This is a genomic window from Streptomyces huiliensis (genome assembly GCF_020037025.1).
Taxonomy (GTDB): Bacteria; Actinomycetota; Actinomycetes; order Streptomycetales; family Streptomycetaceae; genus Streptomyces; species Streptomyces huiliensis.
On sequence record NZ_JAIQLH010000021.1, the window covers coordinates 54014 to 72893 of the forward strand.

Below are 18880 nucleotides of genomic sequence, written 5' to 3' on the forward strand. Positions count from 1 at the left end.
CCCCCCTAGCCCGAGACGAGCTCGGACGCCCGCTCAGCCGGAGGCTCCGGCTCCCCGGCCGCGGCAGGCGGCACACTCACCGTGGCCCGCCAAAGCCGCCGGCAGGCAATCACCGTCGCCACCACCAGCAACGCGTTGCGCAGCGTCAACGTCGCCACCCCCAACTTGTCGCTGGCAATGACGTGCTGGAACCAAATAGGAAACTCCAACTGCGTAAGCGGCGCAGCCACAAGCACCAGCACAATCGGCAACCCCTGCCGCGTGGTCCGAACGGCCGCGCAGACGGCCGCGAGCCCGATCAGCCACACCACATACTGCGGACTGATCACCCGACTCGTCGTCGTGAACAGCAGCACCGCGGTGAACGCCGCGTCAGACGGCGTGCACTCCTCGAACACCCGCGCCCGGAAACGCCACAGCAGCAACCAGGCGAACGCCAGCAAGCTCAACCCCAGCGCCAGCGCACTCACCGCGTGCACATGCCGCCCGAGGAACTCCACGGACCCGTAGTGCAGCCGGGCCCGCCCGTGCCACCCGAAGTGCCGGGCGAGGTGGAAAACCATCGACCCCAGCGACTCCACCTCGGTCCCCCGGTCTCGCTGGAAGGTGAGGAAAGCGAGAGCGCCCGGCATGGCGGCAGCGAACAGCATCAGCACCACCACGGCCGTGACGACGGCGGAACTCCAGGCGGACCGCGTCCGAGCCCCCCGCGGCACCCCGGCGAGCAGCAGCACGGGCCACACCTTCAGCAGCGCGCCGAACCCGGCGAGCGCGCCGGCCAGCCGCGTCCGGCGCCCCAGCGCCAGCAGTCCGGCGACGGCGACGGCGGTCACCATCACGTCGTACCGGGCGTAGACGATCGGCCCGAGCAGCGGCACCCCGAGCACCCACACCCACACGCCGCGCCCGCTGCGGCGCCCGTCCCGGGCGGCGTACAGCAGCATGGCGAGGACGGCCGCGTCCGCCGTCCAGCAGACCAGGAAGAAGGCGTGCGCGTAGTCGAGGAACGGCAGCAGGCCCGGGGAGAGGACGGCGAGGGCGGCGGCGGGCGGGTACTGCCACGTCACGTCGTCGTAGGGGAAGACGCCGGTCTGGAAGACGCCGTACCAGCGCCGGTAGATCACCTCGATGTCGATGCCGACGTCCGAGCCGGGCATGTCCAGGACGCGGAACACGCACAGCAGCAGGACGGCCCGGGTGACGGCCCACACGGCCCCCACGGCGAGCAGGAACCTCAGCCGTGACCCCGTACCGGAACAACCCGTACCGGAAGTGCCTGTGCCGGAGGAGCCCGTACCGGAGCCCGCCATCGTCCACCTCGTCCCATCAGGGCACCACACGCCGTGATGATGCCGTCACTGCAAGGCATGATGCCCGCCCGGCGGCCGGTCCTCGGTGACGTGCGACGTCGTGGCGCCATTGCCGCCCGATCGCCCGCCCGGACGCACCTCCCGCCGCCGCCCCGGGTACTGTCGGCGGCGACCGCGAGCGACGCACGCACGCCCACCGGGCGCGAGAGGCAGACGAGACCGAACGGCATGCACAAGACCCTGATCGTCACCAACGACTTCCCGCCCCGGCCCGGCGGCATCCAGGCGTTCCTGCACAACATGGCGCTGCGGCTGGACCCGGCCGAGATCGTCGTCTACGCGTCGACGTGGAAGCGGAGCCGCGAGGGCGTCGAGGCCACCGCCCGGTTCGACGCCGAGCAGCCGTTCCGCGTGGTGCGCGACCGGACGACGATGCTGCTGCCGACCCCCCGGGTGACCCGCCGCGCGGCGAGCCTGCTGCGGGAACACGGCTGCTCCTCGGTCTGGTTCGGCGCGGCGGCCCCGCTGGGCCTGATGGCCCCGGCGTTGCGGGCGGCGGGCGCGCGGCGGATCGTCGCCACCTCGCACGGGCACGAGGCCGGCTGGGCGCAGCTGCCCGCCGCGCGGCAGTTGCTGCGGCGCATCGGCGAGGGCACCGACACGATCACCTATCTGGGTGAGTACACCCGCTCCCGCATCGCCTCCGCCCTCACCCGCGAGGCGGCGGCCCGCATGGTCCAACTCCCGCCCGGCGTCGACGAGAAGACCTTCCACCCCGGCTCGGGTGGCGACGCGGTCCGGGCCCGGCTCGGCCTCACCGACCGCCCGGTGGTCGTCTGCGTCTCCCGGCTCGTCCCGCGCAAGGGCCAGGACACCCTGATCCGTGCCCTGCCCGCCGTCCTGGCCCGCGTCCCGGACACCGTCCTGCTCATCGTCGGCGGCGGCCCGTACGCCGCCGACCTGCGCAAACTCGCCGAGGAGACGGGCGTCGCCGCGTCCGTCCGGTTCACCGGCCCGGTCGAGTGGGCCGAACTGCCCGCCCACTACGGCGCCGGCGACGTCTTCGCCATGCCCTGCCGCACCCGGCGCGGCGGCCTGGACGTCGAGGGGCTCGGCATCGTCTACCTGGAGGCGTCGGCGACGGGCCTGCCGGTCGTCGCCGGCGACTCCGGCGGCGCCCCGGACGCGGTGCTGGAGGGCGAGACGGGGTTCGTGGTACGCGGCGAGTCGGCCGCCGAGACGGCGGACCGCGTCGCGACGCTCCTCCTCGACCCGGAGCTGCGCGCCCGCATGGGCGCGCGCGGCCGGGCCTGGGTGGAGGAGCGCTGGCGCTGGGACCTGCTGGCGGAGCGCCTGAAGGACCTCCTGTAGACCATGGCCATGAGCACAGAGATCGATTACGGCCGCTTCGGGGAACGCCTGGAGGCGGCCCGGCGGGTGGCGGCGACGGACCCGGCCGGCAGCGCCGCCCGCTGGGAGCTGCTGCGCGCGTTCCAGGAGGAGTGGGGGTACGAGCCGACCGGCGGCGCGCGCTGGGAGCGCGACGAGCCGGACGCGCACAAGGCGTACGTCGCCGGCCTGCGCCCCGCCGCGCCAGAAGACGAGCCGGAGCCGGACGACGTCGACCGCAGCCTCCCCATACCCGCCGCCCTGGACGAGTGGTGGGACCTGCCGTTCAACTCCTTCGCCGACCGCTGGCGGCTCTACTGGACGAACCCGGTCTGGCCGCCCACCGTCCGCCCCGACCCGACCGGCTACGGTGCCGCCGACGCCCTGCCGCGCGACAACCCGTTCACGGACCCGGACGAGGACCCCCGGGTCTGCGTCCTGATGGCCGAGAACCAGTTCTGCAACGAGTGGGGCTACCCGGCGGCCCGCGCCCATCTCGTCGACCCGCCGGTGCTGGTGACCGTCGAGGACCGCGAGTGGACCCTCCAGAGCCACTCGGTCTCGGAGTTCTTCCTCGCGCTGGCGGCGGTCCGCCTGCCCGACCACTACGGCTGGGCGGTGGAGGACCCGGACCTGACCCCGGAGGCCGAGGCCCGCCTCCGCGAGGCGCTCCGCCCGATGGGCCTGCTGCCCTGGCGCGAACTGGGCGCCCACACGGAGTTCCTGGGCGGCCCGGACGTCATCGCGCTCCACAACACGGGGTACGGCGACACGGAACTCGTCCTCTACGGCCGCACCGAGGCGGCACTGCACCGCCTCGCCGCGACCCTGGGAACGGACTGGTCGGAGGAGATCGCCGAACCGGACGCCCTCCACGAGGAGTCCTGACCTCACTCCATCCGGTGCGGATAGCGGACCTGATGCCCGGCCCGCCTCCGCCGGTACACCTCCGCCGCCTCCCCGTCCCCGCGTTGCCGGGCCGAGGTCTCGGCGGCGGTGTACCACCGGCAGGTCCCGCACTCGTGCGGCGCGGGGTTGGCCCGGGGCCCGCTCCAGTGCGGCATCGGCGGCAGCGGCGGCGGGTCCCACATGGGTGGCGGCCCGCTCACGAGGCGCCCTCCCGGGTGCCGCCGGTGACGACGAACGCCCAGGCCGGCACCCCGGCCCGCTCCCGTTCCTCCAACGTCGCCGGCCGCACCCGCCCCGGCTCGACCTCCCACTCCCGCCCGCCCCCGGGCGGCCGCAACTGCATCCGCGGCCCCCAGTGGTCCATCAGCTGCCCGACCTTCCCCCGCCGCGTGTCCGTCAGCCACGCACCGGGCCGGTAGCCGGCCCTTGATTGCTTCATGCGTTCGACCCTTCGTGGTGTTCCGCTCTTCGCGAGCGGGCATCAACCATGCGGCTTAGACTCCACCTCCACGGCCCGCCTGAACAGGCCGTTTCCGATTCCAAAAGTGCTTGGAATAAGGGGAGTTGAACATATGCTCGATCGCTCACCCGGCGAACCGCTCTCCCCCGCCCGCCAGTTCGGCGAGGAAGTCAAGGCCGCCCGCGAGGCCCGCGGCTGGAGCCAGGAGCAACTCGCCGCGGCTCTGCACTGCGGCCAGCCGTACGTCAGCAAGGTCGAACGCGGCGAACAACTCGCGTCGGCGGCTTTCGCCGCGCAGTGCGACCGGGTCTTCGGGACGCCGGGCACGTACGCGCGCATGCGGCGACGCGCGGCGGACGCGGGGTATCCAATGTGGTTCATCCCGTTCGTACAGCTGGAACGCGAGGCGCGGGCCGTCTGCGACTACTCCAGGGTCTTCGTCTTGGGGATCCTTCAGACCCGGGAGTACGCCGAGGCCATTTTCCGCGCAGCTCACCCGGAGGAGACGGACGCCGAGATCGCGGCGCGCGTGGAGGAACGCCTGCGGCGGCGAGAGGTATTCGACGGTCCCCAGCCTCCGTCGATGTGGGTGATCCTCCACGAGTCCGTACTGTGGTCCAACGTGGGCGGCCCCGACGTCATGCGGGCTCAGCTCGAATACCTGCTGGTGGCCGCGGAGTCACCCCACATCACGCTCCAGATTTTTCCGGCCACCGGACCAACCCCGGCCCGGGGCAGCTCGTTTAGCCTGTTCATCAGGCAGGACAAGACCGACGTCCTATACGAGGAGACGTACACGCAGGGGCAGACGAACGAAGTGGCACAGATCGTCGCCGAAGCGCGTTCAGCCTTCGACAGGCTGCGCGCGGACGCACTGCCGCTCGATGACTCGCTGACCCTCATTCGGAACGTTATGGAGGCATACGCTCATGAGCACCCTCTACGACTTGTCGCACGCTATATGGACGAAGTCCAGCTACTGCGAGGGAAACAGCGGCCAATGCGTCGAATTCGCCCGAAACCTCGTACCGTCCTCCGGCACCGTCCCCGTCCGCGACAGTAAACGCCCGACCGGGCGGGCGCTGGCCTTCCCCGCGCCCGCCTGGTCCGCGTTCGTCGCGAACGTCAAGGCAAGCTGAACCGAGCGGCTCAGGAAAGCCGGCGGCGCTTGTAATACGCGTAGGTCAGGGCCAGCACGATCGGCCCCCACAGCATGATGGGGCCGATGCATACGCGCGCGAGCAGTTCCCACCAGCCGTTAGTGAAGGGGACCTCTTCGAACCCGGGCACCCCGAACCAAGCGAGCGGCATCGGGTCCCACAGGGCGACCAGGATGAGGCCGCCCAGGGTCCCCGGGACGACCGCGGCGAGCGGCGGTACCCGCCGGCCGCCGACGAACGGGACCCAGCGCGGGAAGACCTCGCCCCAACCGCTCACCAGGCCCAGGGTGAGTACGGCCAGGGCCTCGGTGAGCACGCTCAGGCCCACCACGTACGGCGGGGCCCACCAGACGAACGGCGGGGCCGCCGGGTCGTCGGTGCCCATACGGAAGTCGACGGCGAACGGCAGCCGCCACAGGCAGTGCGGCAGCAGGATGAACGGCAGGGCCTTGGCGAGCCGCAGGGCCCAGGGCGGAACCGGGCGCTCGGTGCCGCCCAGAGGAATCTTGCTCAACATGCTTCCCACCGTCGTCGAGCCCCCGGCGACAGCACGTCGACCTCACGAGCGATCACGCTCCCCCGCGAGGGCCGTTCCGGTTCATCCTGGGGGCTGACAAGTCGCCGCCACCCCCTCCGGCCAGCGCAGCAGCACCAGTTCCGTGGTGAGCCCCGGGCCGAGGGCGAGGAGCAGGCCGTGGGAGCCGGGGGCGGGCGGGCCGTCGGGGGCGGTCAGGGTGCGGTGGAGGAGGTCCAGGACGGCGGCGGAGGAGAGGTTGCCGTACGCGGCCAGGGAGGCCCGGCTGTGGGCGAGGGCACCGGGCGGTGGGCAGAGGGCGCGCTCCAGAGCGTCGAGCGCCTTCGGGCCGCCGGGGTGGCGGATCCAGGCGGCGATGTCCGCCGTGGTCAGCCCATACGAGCCCAGAAGCCCGCGCACCTCGCCGGGCAGCAGCTTCTCCGCGGCGTCCGGGACGTCGGGGGCGAGGAAGACCGCGAGTCCGTCGGTCCCGAGGCGCATGCCCATCAGGTGCTCGGTGCCCGGGTGCGGGCGGCCGCGGGTCGTGATCAGCTCGGGCCCGGCGGCCCGCCGGGCGAGGTCGGCGCCGAGAAGGACGACGGCCGCCCCGCCGTCGCCGAACAGGCCGGTGGCCACCAGGTTGTCGACCGAGAGGCCGGCGCGCTGGAAGGTGAGGGAGCACAGCTCGACGGAGACGAGGACGGCCACCTCGCCGGGGTGGCCGCGTAGGTAGTCGTGGGCCCGCGCCAGCCCGGCGGCGCCGCCCGCGCAGCCCAGGCCGAACAGCGGCACGCGGGCCACCTGCCGCGGCAGGCCGACCCGTTGGACGAGGTCGACGTCGAAGGACGGGACCGAGGCCCCGGTGGTCGTCGTGGTGAAGAGGGCCCCGACCTCGCCGGGCGCGACCCCCGCCGCCCGGAGGGCGCGGGTCGGCGCCTCCTGCCCCACCTCGCCGGCCACGGCGGACCACTTCCGGTTGCACGCGGTGACGGCACGCGGCGCGCGGTACTCGGCCGGCGGCCGGGCCAGGTTGCGGTACGCGATGCCCGAACGGGCGGCGAGGCCGCGGAACTTCTGGCGCACGGCCGCGTCGGCACCCTGGAAAGACCCGGCGAACACGGCGGCGATCTCCTCCTGCCGGTGCCGGTGGGGCGGTACGGCCACGGCCACGGAGGCCACCCGGGGCGCCGCCGGACACGCGTCACTCATCGATAACTCACCCTCCGTCGACGTCCCTTGACGGGTTCACCGTGACGCCGCCGTGCCGCCCGGGACAGAGCGTGCGGCAGGCGCGAGGGCGCACGGCGGGGCGGGGGGGGGAGAGAACGAGTCGCTTCCGGACGTCCGGGGAGGCGGTGCGGCCGGCGATGCGGGTGGGTATCCACGGGGAGCCGGCCACACCGTGGTCCGCACGCCGTGGTCCGGACGACGAAGGGACTCATCGTGATCGGCAATCGTGGCGCACGCGTCGCCCTGGGCTTCCTCGCCCTGCTGACGGCCGTCGCGGGCGGGATCCCCGCGGCGAAGGCCGATGGCCACTCCCGCGCACGGCTCTCCATGGACTGTACGGGCCAGGAGAACATCACCTACGGGCCGGGTCTCGGCCTCTCCTCCGCCGGCTCCGCCAAGGTCTCCGTGGACGGCACCTACCACTGCCGGGACGGCTCGGGCCACACCAGCACCGCCACGTACCACACCGAGGGGAAGACCGGAGGCGGCTGCCTGCTCCTGTCCTGGAACCAGTCCAAGGAAGTCGGGGTGCCGGTAAGAACGCTGTCACCAGCCGCAAACGGCGGTGATCTTGCGGGGGTGTCACCCGTGTGGGTGAGTCCTGGGCCGTACGGCTGCGGTGGGTGAAGCTCTGCGAGGACGATCGTCGATCGTGGCCCGTACTCCGCTGGACCTGGACGAACTCGTCGAGCGCTGGACGCTGTTGAAGGACGAGCAGGCGCTGGTGTCCGGCAAGCGTGGTGCGACACGGCTGGGCTTCGCCGTGCTGCTGAAGTTCTATTACGCAGTACGGCCGGTTTCCCCGGAATCGGGCGGAGCTGCCCGGTGAGGCCGTGGAGTTCGTCGCCCGGCAGGTGCAGGTTCCTGCCTCGGAGCTGGAGTCCTATGACTGGACGGGCCGCACGGTCGAGTACCACCGTGCGCAGATCCGGGAGCACCTCGGCTTCCGTGAGTGCAGCGTCGCGGACGCGGAGAAGCTGACGGCGTATCTGGCCGAGCATGTCGCGCACAAGGAACGCAGGCCCGAGCAGGTCCGGGAAGCGGTGCTGCGGACCGGCTGCCTGGACGCGGTCACCTCCGTCTCCGGCGGCGGAAGCCTCTCGCCGGAGGTGCTGGCCGAACGCCTGCTGCTGGTCATCCACGCGTACGGCACGAACACTGGGATCAAGGCCGTGGCATCCGGCGGCCACGGCCACACCGAGGACGAACTGCGCTACGTACGGCGCCGGTACCTATCCGCCGAAGCGGCCCGCGCCATCGCCATCCAGATCGCGAACGCCACCTTCGCCGCCCGCAGCACCGAGCTGTGGGGCCAGGGCTCGACCGCGGTCGCCTCCGACTCCACCCATGTCCGCGCCTACGACCAGCACCTGTTCACGGAGTGGCACTCGCGCTACGGCGGCCGTGGGGTGCTCATCTACTGGCACTTGAGAAGAAGTCCCTGGCCATCCACTCCCAGCTGATCAACTGCACCGCCTCCGAGGTCGCCGCGATGATCGAGGGCGCGATGCGGCACGGCACCACCATGGACGTGGAGGCCAACTACACGGACTCGCATGGCCAGTCGGAAATCGGGGTTGGCATCACGAGGCTGCTGAACTTCGACCTGCTGCCGAGGATCAAGCGGATCAACAAGGTGAAGCTGTACCGGCCGGTGGCCGGCGAGCCGGACGCCTACCCGCAGCTGACCCCGGCGCTGACCCGCCCGATCCGCTGGGAACTCATCGCCCAGCAGTACGACCAGATGATCAAGTACGCCACCGCGATCCGGACCCGTACGGCGTCCACCGAGGCGATCCTGCGGCGCTTCACCCGTAACGCCTCCCACCCCACCTACGCGGCGATGCTGGAGGCCGGCCGTGCCCAGAAGACCATCTTCGTGGCCCGGTACCTGCGGCTTCGGGACCTCCAGCGGGAGATCGAGGAGGGCCTGAACGTCATGGAGTCCTCCAATGGCGCGAACTCCGTGATCGCCTACGGCAAGGGCGGGGAGATTGCCTCCAACCGGCGCGACGAGCAGGAGATGTTCGTGCTGTGCCTGCGGATTCTGCAATCGGCCCTGGTCTACGTGAACACCCTGATGCTCCAGGACATCCTCGGCGAACCCGAGTGGGCCGACCTCCTCACGCCTGCCGACCGGCGCGGCCTGACCCCGCTGTTCTGGTCACACGTCCGGCCCTACGGTGAGGTGAACCTCGACATGGGCGCACGCCTGAACCTTGCCGCCGTCACCGTGCCAGGACCTCGGGCGCCAGTGGACGCCGACGAGCAGCAGCCTGCCGGGAGCGAGTGAGCCCGCGTACAGTCGAAGGGGCGGTCGAAGCCAGCTTCAATGGCTTCGACCGCCCCTTCGTTTCAGGCGGGTTGTGCGGGGCCGAACTCGCGATTGATCAAGGTGCCGGTGATGCGCCAACACTCGGTCGTCACTCAGCGCGCCGAGTCGGCCTTCTCGTCTCGACGGCCGGCGCCACGCTCGCCCTGGTCCGTCGCCGGGCCAAGCGATCGGTGAGTCGATCTACTTCGGCCAAAGTTCCAGCCGCCGGAGTAGGCGGACGTTTGCAGGGAGATGATGATCAGGCGATGGGGGTGAACCCGGTCGCGCGGGCGGTTCTCCTGATGATCCTGCCCGCAGAGCTACCGTCTTGGGGAGATCCGTTGTCTGTGCACCGTCCGTCCGTCTGCTCCGTGTCGTGGAGGGCCACGCTCTCCGCCACCGCCGCCCTGGCTTCTGCATGCGGCCTGGTCATAGCGATACCCGGCCAGGCGTCGGCCGCCCCGTCGATCACCTGCACCGTCAACTTCGTCGAGGTGTCGGGGACGACGATCCACGGCACCAGCGGTGACGACACGATCCGCTGCGGGGAAGGCGTCGTGCGCGGTACGTCCGTCGAAGCCGGGGCCGGGAACGACACGATCATCGTCCTGGGCGAGACCTCGTCGGGCACCCCGAGCGGCAACGGCCAGATCGGCAACGACGGGACCATCGACGGCGGCCCCGGCAACGACACCATCTTCGTCAGGGGCGGCGGCGACAACGGATACGTGACCGATCGCGGCGGGAACGGCGGGGACGGCAACAACCGGACCATCCTCGGCGGAGGCGGCATCGACCACATCACCGTCATCGGCGGCAGCGGAGGCGAGGGAGGGATCAAGAGGGGAGACGGTGGCACCGGCGGCATCGGCAACGACGGCAACATCACCGCCCAGGGCACCGTCATCGCCGGCGGCGGCCCCGGCGGCAGCGCGATGTCGCCCGCCAACTGGGACGCCGACGGCGGAGCGGGCGGTGACGGCAGCAACAGCGAGATCTACCTGGTCGGCAACCCGGACAACCGGGCGGTGATCAGCGGCGGGCCCGGCGGGAACGGCAGCGCCGCCGGCGAAGGCGGCAACGGCGGCCACGGCACCGACGGACGCACCGAGGTCACCGGGACCGTGGACATCCGCGGCGGCAGGGGAGGCAGGGCCGGCCGCCAGGGCGAGGAAGGCGGCAACGGCGGCCACGGCAACAACGACCAGCTCGTCGTCGCCGGCCCCACCCTGCCCGCCAGTACCCTCCTGGGAGGCGACGGCGGCCCCGGCCGCCCCGGCGGCGGCGCCGGACTGGCCAACAACGGAGCCCTCACTGGCGAAGTCACCGCCCTCGACGGCACCATCGGCCTCACCCTCCCCTGACCCCGGCCACCTACTGGTCAGCACGACTAGGAGTGCGCATGTCGAAGCTCAAAGGCCAAGTGAAGTGGTTCAACGAGTCGAAGGGGTTCGGGTTCATCACGCCCGCTGACGGCAGCAAGGACGTCTTCGTCCACTTCTCCGCGATCCAGGACAACGGCTTCAAGACCCTCGCCGAAGGACAGAACGTCGAGTTCGAGATCCAGGACGGCCAGAAGGGCCCGTCCGCAGCCAACGTCACGGCCATCTAGGAGCGCCGGGCGCGTGCCAGCACTGCTCCCGACGGGTTGAGACGGCGCAGCAGCGCACCTCAACCCGTCGGACACGCTGTAGGGCCGGCAGTAAGGGGCGCCGCGCACGCCACACCTTCCGGCTCGCACTGGGTCGGCCCCTCTCTCAGATGCCCCGATGAACTCGCGGTTGCGTATCCGACGGCCCGGGCAGGCAGCGAAAGTGTCTGCCCGAGCTCAGTCGCCGATCCCGAGATACGAGAGCACGATGTCGCCCGCGTCCAGGACGGCCGCCGGGTCCAGTTCCACGAGCACCGATACGGCGTGGTACCAGCCCCCGGGCGTAAGGGCCTCCGCCAGCAGGGACTTGGCGCGGGGGATGTCGGGGCCCGACGGGGGCGGGAGGACGAGGCCGGCCAGCCGCCGGACCGTGGGCAGGATGTCGAAGGCGTCCTCGTAGAGGGGCACGGCCACGGAGTCGCCCGGCAGACAGGCGTAGTAGGCGGCGAGGTGCGCGAGCACTTCCGAGCGTTCCGCTTCGTCGCGGGCGCGCCGGGCGCGGTCCAGGGCCGGCTGGTGGTCGCCGAGTGCCGCGTACGCGAGGGCGACGGCTCCCGCTCGTGAGGCCGGCAGCGTCATCCCTTCGTCTTCTTCGGCTATGGGGTCGACGTAGTGGCGACGCGCGTAAGGGCCGTCGTTCACGGCTTCGAGCAGACCGGCCGGCACGGTGTCGACGTACGCCCCTCCGGAGGGACGCGACCACCGGGGTTCGAGGTAGCGCCGGTACGAACCGGGCGCGCGGTCGCCGAGGAGGCCCTTGACGGCCGATGCCCGCTCGTCGTCGTGGCGGCCCACGGCCACGAGCACCTGGACGAGCTGTGTGTTGCTCACCTCGTCGGGCCGGTCGAGCAGATCGCCGACGGCGAGGTCCAGCGAACGGGCGGCCGCGTCCGGGTCGTGCGGCCACAGCAGCGCCGCCGCTTCGACCCGGGCCCGGTCCAGGTCGTCGGCGCGCCCCGCCGCCTCGCACGCGTCGAGCACCTCGGTGACCCGTTCCGCCGCACCGGCGCCGGCCAGCGCCTGGACGGCGGCCGTCAGGACACCGGGAGTCTGCCCGACGTCGACCTCGGACAGCAGGGACGCGGCCCGCTCGGCGAGGCGCAGGGCGCGCTCCGGGTCCGCCGGCCGCACGGCCAGCGACACGGTGGCCAGGCCGCGGAGACGGATCGTCGGGTCGGAGAAGGCGGCGACCAGGCGCTCGGCGGCGTCGGGCCGTCCCGCCGCGGCGAGCGCGCCGGCCAGGGGGACGCAGTGGTCCTGCTGGTGGTGGGCGATCGTCCGGCCGCCGGCGCGGGGCCCGTCCACGGCGCGGCGGAGCAGCCGCAGCGAGCGGTCCGGGTCCTCGGCCGCGTGGTGGCGGGCCAGGGCGGAGAACGCCTCGGCGGCGACGTGCCAAGGCAGCTCTTCCGCGGTGGTGAGCCATGCCTCCGCCTGCTCGGCCCGGCCGGACCCGGCGAGGAGCGTGGCGACGGTCGCCGCGCTGCCGTACCGGTAGAGGTCGATCGTGGTGCTGCTCCACGAGGGTTCGAGGGCGGTCCAGGCCGCGGTCGCCTCGCCCTGGCGCGCCCATCCCTCGGCGAGGGCGTTCACGATCCGCCCCCACAAGAGCACGGCGTCGACCCAGTTCCCCGGATTCTTCTCCGGATCGAGGTCCGCCGCGAGGCGCTGGGCGTCCGGCATCCTGCCGGCGGCGATCAACGCGAACACCGCGTCCGACCCGCCGCCGTGTCCGTGGGCCGGCTCGATGAGGGCATCCGCCACCTCGGGCCGGGTCGCTCGCAGCGCTCGGGCGGCGATCTGCGGCAGGCGCGCGTCCCTGGGGCGATCGTGGACCAAGGTGAGCAGCTTGTCGTGCAGCCGGTCCCGCTCCTCCAGGAATCCGCAGTCCTCCCAGGCCCGCGCGAGGTCCGACAGCGCGTACGCCCGCTGCGGCGGGAAGTCGATCCCGTCGACGGCTTCCTCCGCCGCGCGCAGGAGGCCGGAGGCCGCTTCCGCGTCCCGCAGCGCGACGGCCGCGGTGATCATGGCGTGGGCGAACGACGCGCGTTCATCGCGGTTTCGCGGCCGGGGCTGCCGGTCGAGGAGATCAACCGCCTCCTCCCGCCGGCCCGTCCGCGCCAGCGCGACGGACTGGACGCCCAGGGCGGTCCAGCGGCAGGACAGCGCGACCTCCGGGTCGCTCCCGAGCAGTTCCCCCTCGGCGAGCCGTACCGCCTCCTCCGCCAGCCCCACCGCCCGCAGGTCGCCGGCCTCCGCCAGGACCCGGGCCAGGCGTTCCAGGGCCGTCGAACGGTGCAGCGGGTGGAAGACGCTGCGGGCCAGGCCGACGGCGAGGCGGACCTTGCCCAGGCGGGCGTAGGCGGCCGGCACGTCGTAGTGCAGCTGCTCGTTGCGGCGGGCGACCAGGTCCTCCGCCACCGCCAGCGCCGCAAGGGAGTCCAGGCCGACCGTGGCGAGCCCGCACACCGCCTCCCGCACCGTGGCGATCTCCGCGAGACACGCGGCGTCGTTCTCCGTCTCCTCGCGGAACCGTTCGTGCCGTCGCGGGTCCGTGGCCAGGGAGACGGCCCGTTGCGTGTCGCGGGGGTCCTGGAGGGCGGCGAGCATGCGGCCGTAGGGGCGCAGCAGGTACGCCGGGGTGCCCGCCGGCCAGCCCTTCGCCGCGTATCCGGCGGCCCAGGTGTGCAGCCGTTCCAGATAGGGGTCCAGGTCCGGCCCGAACTCGTCGAGGGCCACGGCGAGGAGCGTCTCGTGCGAGAAGACGTAGCCTCGGCTTCTCCGGATGGAGGCCGCGTCGTCGCCGTTCCGGCCCGGCGGGCCGCTGACGCTGCCGCTGCCGCGCGGCCGCAGGATGCGGGCGAAGGAGCCGCCCAGCAGCCGGCGGAGGACGAACTCGGGCTCGCCGGTGAGCGCGCGCAGGTCTCCGGCGGTCAGCGGGCCGCGCGCGGCTGCGAACAGGCCGACCAGTTCACGTTCCGTCGGCGTATCGCCGAACAGCGCCTGCTGGAGCTCGTACCGCGCCTCGTGCTCGGTGTGCCGGGCCGCCGCGTTGGCCGGCAGGTCCATGACCGGGCAGGTGCGCAGCGGGTGCCCGCCCCTGACGTCCGCCGGGACCTCGACACCGCTCCGGCTGGTCACCAGGACGCGGACGCCGGGCGGCGGGCGTTCCGGGAGCAGCGCGGCGATGCTCCTTCCGGTACCTCCCGGCCGGAGCGACTGGTCCTCGTCCAGGCCGTCGACGATCAGCAGGAGGGTGCCGCCGTCGCGTGCGACGCGCTCCGCCGCCTGGCGCAGCAGCAGGCCGCGTTCGCCGTCGTGGGCGGGTGACGGCCGCCGGCTGACGGGTTCCCGTCCGGCGATCGCGGCGAGCTGGTCGACGAGCGCCTCGGAGCAGGTACCGCTGTCGGACTGGCCGGCGTCGCGCGCGGTGACGAAGAACCAGACCGGCACCACGCCGCGTGGCGGGTGCAGCGCGAACCAGGCCGTGAGCGCGGTCTTCCCCGCCCACGGCGGGCCTTGCAGCCGGAGGTACGGCTCGGTGCCGCCGCAGAACGCGACGAGGGCCTCGGTCTCGCGCCGCCTGTCCCGCAGCTCCTCGGGCGCGAAGTCGGCCAGGTGCGCGCGGTGGAACTCCTGGACGAGCTCGACGGGGGCCGTGGGCAGGACGTCCGGCAGCAGGGCGGGCCGTAAACCGCCGTCCAGGGCCTCTTCCAGCGCGCCGAGTTCGCCGGCCGTCAGGGCCTCGGCCCAGCGGTCCACGCGGCCGGCGGCGATGCGGCCGGGGCCGTCGGAGCGGTGGTGGCGGGTGACGACGCCGATCAGGTGCCCGCCGCTGAAGACGGCCGCGCCGGACATGCCCTCCCAGGCGTCCCGTTCGGCGTCCGGGTCCTCGGCGGGTGGTGTGTCGACGCGGAGGTCCAGGGTCCCCTCGCGGCGGTTGGACAGCGCGGCGCAGCGCGCGTGGACGTGTTCGGCGTCCCGGTAGCGCGAACCGTCCTCGTCCGTGCGGAGCTTGAACCGCGGGAACCCGACGGCCGTGCAGCGCACCACCGCGTCCTGCTCGCCGAGCCGCCCGAAGGCGGCGGGGGCAGCGCCTGTTCCCTCGTCCGCGACCCCGAGTACGGCGACGTCGATGCCTGGATGCGCCCATACGACGTCCGCCGTGCCGGTCCGCTCGCCCGGCCGGTCGGCGTCGAAGCGGACCCGGATGCCCGACGCGCCCTCGACGACGTGCGCGGCGGTCAGCACCCGGCCGGGTGCCACCAGGTAGCCCGACCCGCGGCGCCCGCGCCCGTCGGCGAGGGCGACCACGACCTCGGCCACCCGCTCGGCGCTCAGCACCCGGTCACCCCGTACCCGAGCCACCCGGGGTCACCGCTCGCCGTCGGCTTCCCCGCCCGCGATGAGGACGGGGCGCGTACCGGCCGCCCCGGCCCGTGGCACGAGCGTGATGGAGACCCGCTGGGTCTGGGCCTGGGCGTACTTCCCGTTCGCCCCGGCGTCGACGACCCACAGCCGCACCTTCGCGTCCGCGCCGCTCTCCTGGCTGACGGCGACGGTCGCCTCCAGCTCCACGGGCCCGAGCTCGAACCGCACCGCCTCCCCGGCCCCGTCGGCCAGGGCCGTGCTCAGCTGCTGCCGCAACTCGCGGATCATGTCGGACAGTTCGATCACCGGTTCCCCCTCGCGGCTCTGGACACAGCATGCGGATCCTACAAGTAGTGCTTCCAGAGCCCGCGTTGGAGGTGCGCTCCGAGCGGATCCGTTCCGGACCCGCACGCAAGAGTGAATCCGGCGAAATCGGTCGCCGAGCGCGTCTCCCGCGCCCTTTGAGACAACTGCCGGAAGGCGGTTGAGCGATGCCCGCGGGCGCCGCTACCTTCTGGGCCGTGCCGCGTCACGCTGGAGCACGCGCGCGGCGACGGCACCATCGAGCGCGAGCATCCCGTTCCGGACCTGAGGTACTGGAGGGTCACATGCGCATCCGCAGAAAGTCCGCCGTCCTCGCGGCGGCGATGCTGTTTACCGGCCTGGGCGGCACGGCCACCGCGGCGCACGCGGCGAACGCCGGCCCGCAGGCGCCGGCGATGGCCTGCAGCACCAGCAACGCGATCACCGCGAAGACGGCGACCGTCGACTCGATCCACATCGAACTGCGGTACAGCAAGTCCAGCCGCTGCGCCTGGGGGCGGATCACCGCCGCGGATCCGGGTGACAAGGTGTGGGTGGACCGTTCGAGCAACGGCGGAAGCTCGTGGGACGGACCGTTGGGCATGACGACCGTGCAGAGCGGCAGCGACACCCACACCCCCGCGTTCAACGACGCCGGCTACGTGATGCGAGCCTGCGGATGGAACGACTCCACGGGGAACCTGCGCTGTACCGGCTGGTACTGAGCCGTCGAGACCCCGCGCGCACGGCCGTCCGCACGGCCGTCCGACCATCGTGGCGGGCGGCCGTGCGCCGTACCGTCCGCCGGACTCACCCCACCGGCATCCGCGCCCCCACGTCCCGCGGCGCCGTCCCGTCGCCTCCCCCGCGGCGGGCGGTGAAGATGAGGTTGACGGGTTCCGTGCCCGCCGGGAGGCCGTGGAGGGGCTCCCAGGTCACGTCCGTGAAGCCGCAGTCCGCCAGGACCCGTTCGTACGCCGCGCTGGTCCAGAAGTGGACGGTGAGGGTGGAGGGCGGGGTGGTGGGGATGGTGATGGTGCAGGGGTCGCCGTCGCGCGGGTGGGCCGGGCGGTGGAGGACGAAGCCGTTGGGCAGCGGGACCTCCGGCGTCAGGCGGGCGTTGCCGACGACGGCGAGCAGCCGGCCGCCGGGGGCGAGGTTGGCATAGGCGCCGCGGCACATGCGGGTGAGGGTGTCGAAGGAGTCGGCGTAGTGCAGGACGGCGGCCGCGGTGACGACGTCGAAGGCGCCGAGGGCGGGCAGGTCGACGATGTCGCGGACCTCGTACCGCACGCCGAGCGGCTCCTCGGCCTCCTCGCGGAGGGCGAGGCCGACCATCGGCTCGGAGGCGTCCACGCCGAGCACGTCGGCGGCGCCCTCACGGCGCAGCAGCCGGGTGAACGGGCCCGTGCCGCAGCCCAGGTCGAGGACCGAGGCGCCGTCCACCGGGCCCAGGGCCCGGAGGAGCGAGGGGATCTCCACGGTCTCGCGGTAGGCGTGCAGGAGGCGGTCGACCTCTCCGTACTGGTCGGCGATGCGGTCGTACTGTGGCGTCACGGACTTCCCCCGTCGGGTCGGTTGTCGGCGACGCGGCGGGCCGGTGACTCGGTGGCTCGGTGGCTCGTCATACCGGGCCGGGTCGGGCCGGGCCCCCGCGTCGCGGAAGGGTGGTACGGCGGTGGTGTCGGCGTTCGGCGGCCGATCTTCGCACTGCGACGGGTGGGGCTCAAGAGTGCCTACGTGACGCTTTCCGGGGCATGAACACCCGTGTAACGGCCGAAATCGGGAGGGAATCGACCGTTCCGCGGGGCGCATTCCGGGGGCGGTGTGATCGGAGTGACACTCCGGGCACAGCGAGCACCTGGGAAGCGGCCGTTACCGCAGCACCTTCCCCACGTACCCCCGCCACCCCTCCGTCAACTCCCGCTCTCCCACCCCGAGAACGTCCCGCGCCGCCTTCTCCCACGAGCCCGACCCCCGGCCCGCCGGGCCCGATCCCCGGCCCGCCGCCCGGTAGAAGGCGACGAGCTTCCGTTCGCCCCACCGCTCCGCCACCATCCGGCAGGCGAGCCAGGCGCCCTCGTACGCGCGGGCCAGGCGCCCCGCGCCGCCGGTGAAGCGGAAGTCGGCGTCGGTGGGGAGGCGGTCGGGGGCGTGGCCGGCGGTCACCGCGCGGGCGAGTTCCGGGGCGATGCGGGCCGGGGCACGGTCCGCGGTGCGGTAGGCGACCCAGTCGGCGAAGCCCTCGGAGAGCCACATGGGAGTGGCGTCGGTGGTACGGGCGCGGGTGGCGACGTGGGTGGCCTCGTGGGTGAGGACGGCGCCGCGGCCGAAGGCACTGAGGGCGGTGTACGCCTCGGGGTTGACGACGATCCGGCCGGCGGGGGCGGGGCCGGTGCCGCTCTTGTCGCCCGCCGTGGTGGTCACGGCGGCGATGCCCCGGTAGTCGGAGGGCGGCGCGCCGAGCAGGCCGCCCATGCGCTCCAGCGAGGCGGGCATCTCGACGACGAGCCGGCCCGACCCGGAGCCGTCCGCCCTCGAACCGTCCGATCCGGAACCGCCTGCTCCGGAACCCTCCGGCCAGGCGGACGCCACAGCGGGCACGGCCGCGTCGGCCAGCCCGGAGAGGGCCCGCAGGGCGGTGGAGTCCTGGCCCGCGCCGAGGACGAGGCTGTGCCGGCCCCGGACGGCGGTGACCCGGCCCTGTTCCCACAGCTGGCGGTCGCCGGACGCGGTGTCGTCCCCCGCCACGTACCAGCGCCCGGAGCGCCGGACGGCCGTCAGCCGGACCGGGACGGTGACCGGCGCCGCGTCGTAGCCGTCCAGCCGGTAGCGGAGTTCGGCCTCGGCGGCGACCCGGTGGCCGTCGCCGGGGGCGGGGGTGAAGCCGCCGGTGCGGACGGCGCCGTACTCCCAGGAGGCGAGCGGCACGTCGGCGAGATTGGCGAAGACCTGGCGCCGGCGGTCCCGGTAGGCGCGTGCGTCGGGGTCGACGGCGGCGAGGTAGGCGCCCTCGTCGCGGTCGCGCAGCGCCGCGGCCCAGCCGTCGAGCAGCCGCCGCACGGCGTCGGTGTCGCGGGCCGCCTCGCCGCCGACGGGTCCGGTGCCGCAGCCGGCGAGGGACGGCAGGGCGAGGAGTACGACGGCCAGGAAGCGCCGGAGCCGCGGTGCCGCCCGGCGCTCGCCGGGTCTCGTGGGGCCGTCCATGGCCCGCATCGTACGAGCCGGCCGGCCGGTCACCCGGGCCGGGGCGGCGGGGAGGTGTCCGGAGG

General features: G+C 73.2%; 17 protein-coding genes and 2 pseudogenes. 10 read left to right on the forward strand and 9 right to left on the reverse strand.

The window, feature by feature from the left end; genetic code table 11:
- Positions 1–5: 5 nt before the first annotated feature.
- On the reverse strand, positions 6–1310 hold the full coding sequence (locus JNW98_RS05210; RefSeq protein ID WP_223766872.1) for a glycosyltransferase 87 family protein: 1305 nt from the start codon (positions 1308–1310) through the stop codon (positions 6–8).
- 228 nt (positions 1311–1538) lie between these two features.
- On the opposite strand from JNW98_RS05210, the gene JNW98_RS05215 reads away from it, so the two are divergent.
- Positions 1539–2681 carry a glycosyltransferase family 4 protein gene (locus JNW98_RS05215; protein ID WP_223766873.1) on the forward strand — a complete coding sequence of 381 codons (1143 nt, stop codon included), beginning with the start codon at positions 1539–1541 and terminating at the stop codon, positions 2679–2681.
- Between the two features lie 9 nt (positions 2682–2690).
- Entirely contained in the window at positions 2691–3587 is an 897-nt protein-coding gene (locus JNW98_RS05220) for a hypothetical protein (protein WP_223766874.1), read from the forward strand.
- Between the two features lie 2 nt (positions 3588–3589).
- Here the strand turns inward: JNW98_RS05220 and JNW98_RS05225 are convergent, their stop codons facing one another.
- Both JNW98_RS05225 and JNW98_RS05230 read right to left on the reverse strand, forming a co-directional pair.
- Positions 3590–3808: a hypothetical protein gene (locus JNW98_RS05225; protein ID WP_223766875.1), complete on the reverse strand. Its 219-nt coding sequence runs from the start codon at positions 3806–3808 to the stop codon at positions 3590–3592.
- The gene (locus JNW98_RS05230) at positions 3805–4047 is read right to left on the reverse strand and encodes a hypothetical protein (protein WP_223766876.1); all 243 of its coding nucleotides are present in this window, start codon (positions 4045–4047) and stop codon (positions 3805–3807) included. The genes JNW98_RS05225 and JNW98_RS05230 overlap by 4 nt, the downstream gene beginning before the upstream one ends.
- Positions 4048–4180: 133 nt before the next feature.
- Between JNW98_RS05230 and JNW98_RS05235 the strand changes: the two genes are divergently transcribed.
- Together JNW98_RS05235 and JNW98_RS36505 are read left to right on the forward strand one after the other, a co-directional pair.
- On the forward strand, positions 4181–5131 hold the full coding sequence (locus tag JNW98_RS05235; RefSeq protein WP_308015485.1) for a helix-turn-helix domain-containing protein: 951 nt from the start codon (positions 4181–4183) through the stop codon (positions 5129–5131).
- Positions 5091–5207, forward strand: a pseudogene (locus JNW98_RS36505) (DUF397 domain-containing protein); the annotation flags it as partial. The gene JNW98_RS05235 and the pseudogene JNW98_RS36505, both read left to right, overlap by 41 nt.
- Positions 5208–5217: 10 nt before the next feature.
- Here the strand turns inward: JNW98_RS36505 and JNW98_RS05245 are convergent.
- Complete coding sequence (locus JNW98_RS05245) at positions 5218–5745, reverse strand: hypothetical protein (protein WP_223766878.1); 528 nt, start codon at positions 5743–5745, stop codon at positions 5218–5220.
- An 81-nt stretch (positions 5746–5826) separates the two neighbouring features.
- Positions 5827–6951 carry a type III polyketide synthase gene (locus JNW98_RS05250; RefSeq protein WP_223766879.1) on the reverse strand — a complete coding sequence of 375 codons (1125 nt, stop codon included), beginning with the start codon at positions 6949–6951 and terminating at the stop codon, positions 5827–5829.
- 234 nt (positions 6952–7185) lie between these two features.
- Between JNW98_RS05250 and JNW98_RS05255 the strand changes: the two genes are divergently transcribed.
- The 5 genes and pseudogenes from JNW98_RS05255 to cspE all read left to right on the forward strand — a co-directional run bounded on the left by JNW98_RS05255 (position 7186) and on the right by cspE (position 10898).
- Positions 7186–7599, forward strand: coding sequence for a hypothetical protein (locus tag JNW98_RS05255; RefSeq protein ID WP_223766880.1), 414 nt, complete (start codon positions 7186–7188; stop codon positions 7597–7599).
- Between the two features lie 25 nt (positions 7600–7624).
- Entirely contained in the window at positions 7625–7801 is a 177-nt protein-coding gene (locus JNW98_RS05260) for a hypothetical protein (protein ID WP_223766881.1), read from the forward strand.
- A 4-nt stretch (positions 7802–7805) separates the two neighbouring features.
- Positions 7806–9265 (forward strand): annotated as a pseudogene (locus JNW98_RS36820) (Tn3 family transposase).
- Between the two features lie 362 nt (positions 9266–9627).
- A complete protein-coding gene (locus tag JNW98_RS05270; protein WP_223766882.1) occupies positions 9628–10650 on the forward strand; it encodes a hypothetical protein in 1023 nt (340 codons plus the stop codon).
- A 38-nt stretch (positions 10651–10688) separates the two neighbouring features.
- On the forward strand, positions 10689–10898 hold the full coding sequence (gene cspE, locus JNW98_RS05275) for a transcription antiterminator/RNA stability regulator CspE (protein ID WP_223766883.1): 210 nt from the start codon (positions 10689–10691) through the stop codon (positions 10896–10898).
- A gap of 216 nt (positions 10899–11114) precedes the next feature.
- Here cspE and JNW98_RS36065 read toward each other — a convergent pair whose 3' ends face one another.
- Both JNW98_RS36065 and JNW98_RS05285 read right to left on the reverse strand, forming a co-directional pair.
- Positions 11115–15302, reverse strand: a complete 4188-nt coding sequence (locus JNW98_RS36065; protein WP_308015487.1) for a trypsin-like peptidase domain-containing protein — start codon at positions 15300–15302, stop codon at positions 11115–11117.
- 6 nt (positions 15303–15308) lie between these two features.
- Positions 15309–15611: a trypco2 family protein gene (locus tag JNW98_RS05285; RefSeq protein WP_223766884.1), complete on the reverse strand. Its 303-nt coding sequence runs from the start codon at positions 15609–15611 to the stop codon at positions 15309–15311.
- 302 nt (positions 15612–15913) lie between these two features.
- On the opposite strand from JNW98_RS05285, the gene JNW98_RS05290 reads away from it, so the two are divergent.
- Complete coding sequence (locus tag JNW98_RS05290) at positions 15914–16333, forward strand: DUF2690 domain-containing protein (protein ID WP_223766885.1); 420 nt, start codon at positions 15914–15916, stop codon at positions 16331–16333.
- 85 nt (positions 16334–16418) lie between these two features.
- Here JNW98_RS05290 and JNW98_RS05295 read toward each other — a convergent pair whose 3' ends face one another.
- Entirely contained in the window at positions 16419–17165 is a 747-nt protein-coding gene (locus JNW98_RS05295) for a class I SAM-dependent DNA methyltransferase (protein ID WP_223766886.1), read from the reverse strand.
- A 318-nt stretch (positions 17166–17483) separates the two neighbouring features.
- Entirely contained in the window at positions 17484–18824 is a 1341-nt protein-coding gene (locus JNW98_RS05300) for a hypothetical protein (RefSeq protein WP_372459165.1), read from the reverse strand.
- Between the last annotated feature and the right edge of the window lie 56 nt (positions 18825–18880).

What these genes read in the sequence shown, in the direction of transcription:
- JNW98_RS05210 (WP_223766872.1), bottom strand. Translation starts at nt 1,310, where the DNA reads ATGGCGGGCTCCGGTACGGGCTCCTCCGGCACAGGCACTTCCGGTACG.
- JNW98_RS05215 (WP_223766873.1), top strand. Translation starts at nt 1,539, where the DNA reads ATGCACAAGACCCTGATCGTCACCAACGACTTCCCGCCCCGGCCCGGC.
- JNW98_RS05220 (WP_223766874.1), top strand. Translation starts at nt 2,691, where the DNA reads ATGAGCACAGAGATCGATTACGGCCGCTTCGGGGAACGCCTGGAGGCG.
- JNW98_RS05230 (WP_223766876.1), bottom strand. Translation starts at nt 4,047, where the DNA reads ATGAAGCAATCAAGGGCCGGCTACCGGCCCGGTGCGTGGCTGACGGAC.
- JNW98_RS05235 (WP_308015485.1), top strand. Translation starts at nt 4,181, where the DNA reads ATGCTCGATCGCTCACCCGGCGAACCGCTCTCCCCCGCCCGCCAGTTC.
- JNW98_RS05245 (WP_223766878.1), bottom strand. Translation starts at nt 5,745, where the DNA reads ATGTTGAGCAAGATTCCTCTGGGCGGCACCGAGCGCCCGGTTCCGCCC.
- JNW98_RS05250 (WP_223766879.1), bottom strand. Translation starts at nt 6,951, where the DNA reads ATGAGTGACGCGTGTCCGGCGGCGCCCCGGGTGGCCTCCGTGGCCGTG.
- cspE (WP_223766883.1), top strand. Translation starts at nt 10,689, where the DNA reads ATGTCGAAGCTCAAAGGCCAAGTGAAGTGGTTCAACGAGTCGAAGGGG.
- JNW98_RS05290 (WP_223766885.1), top strand. Translation starts at nt 15,914, where the DNA reads ATGCGCATCCGCAGAAAGTCCGCCGTCCTCGCGGCGGCGATGCTGTTT.
- JNW98_RS05300 (WP_372459165.1), bottom strand. Translation starts at nt 18,824, where the DNA reads ATGCGGGCCATGGACGGCCCCACGAGACCCGGCGAGCGCCGGGCGGCA.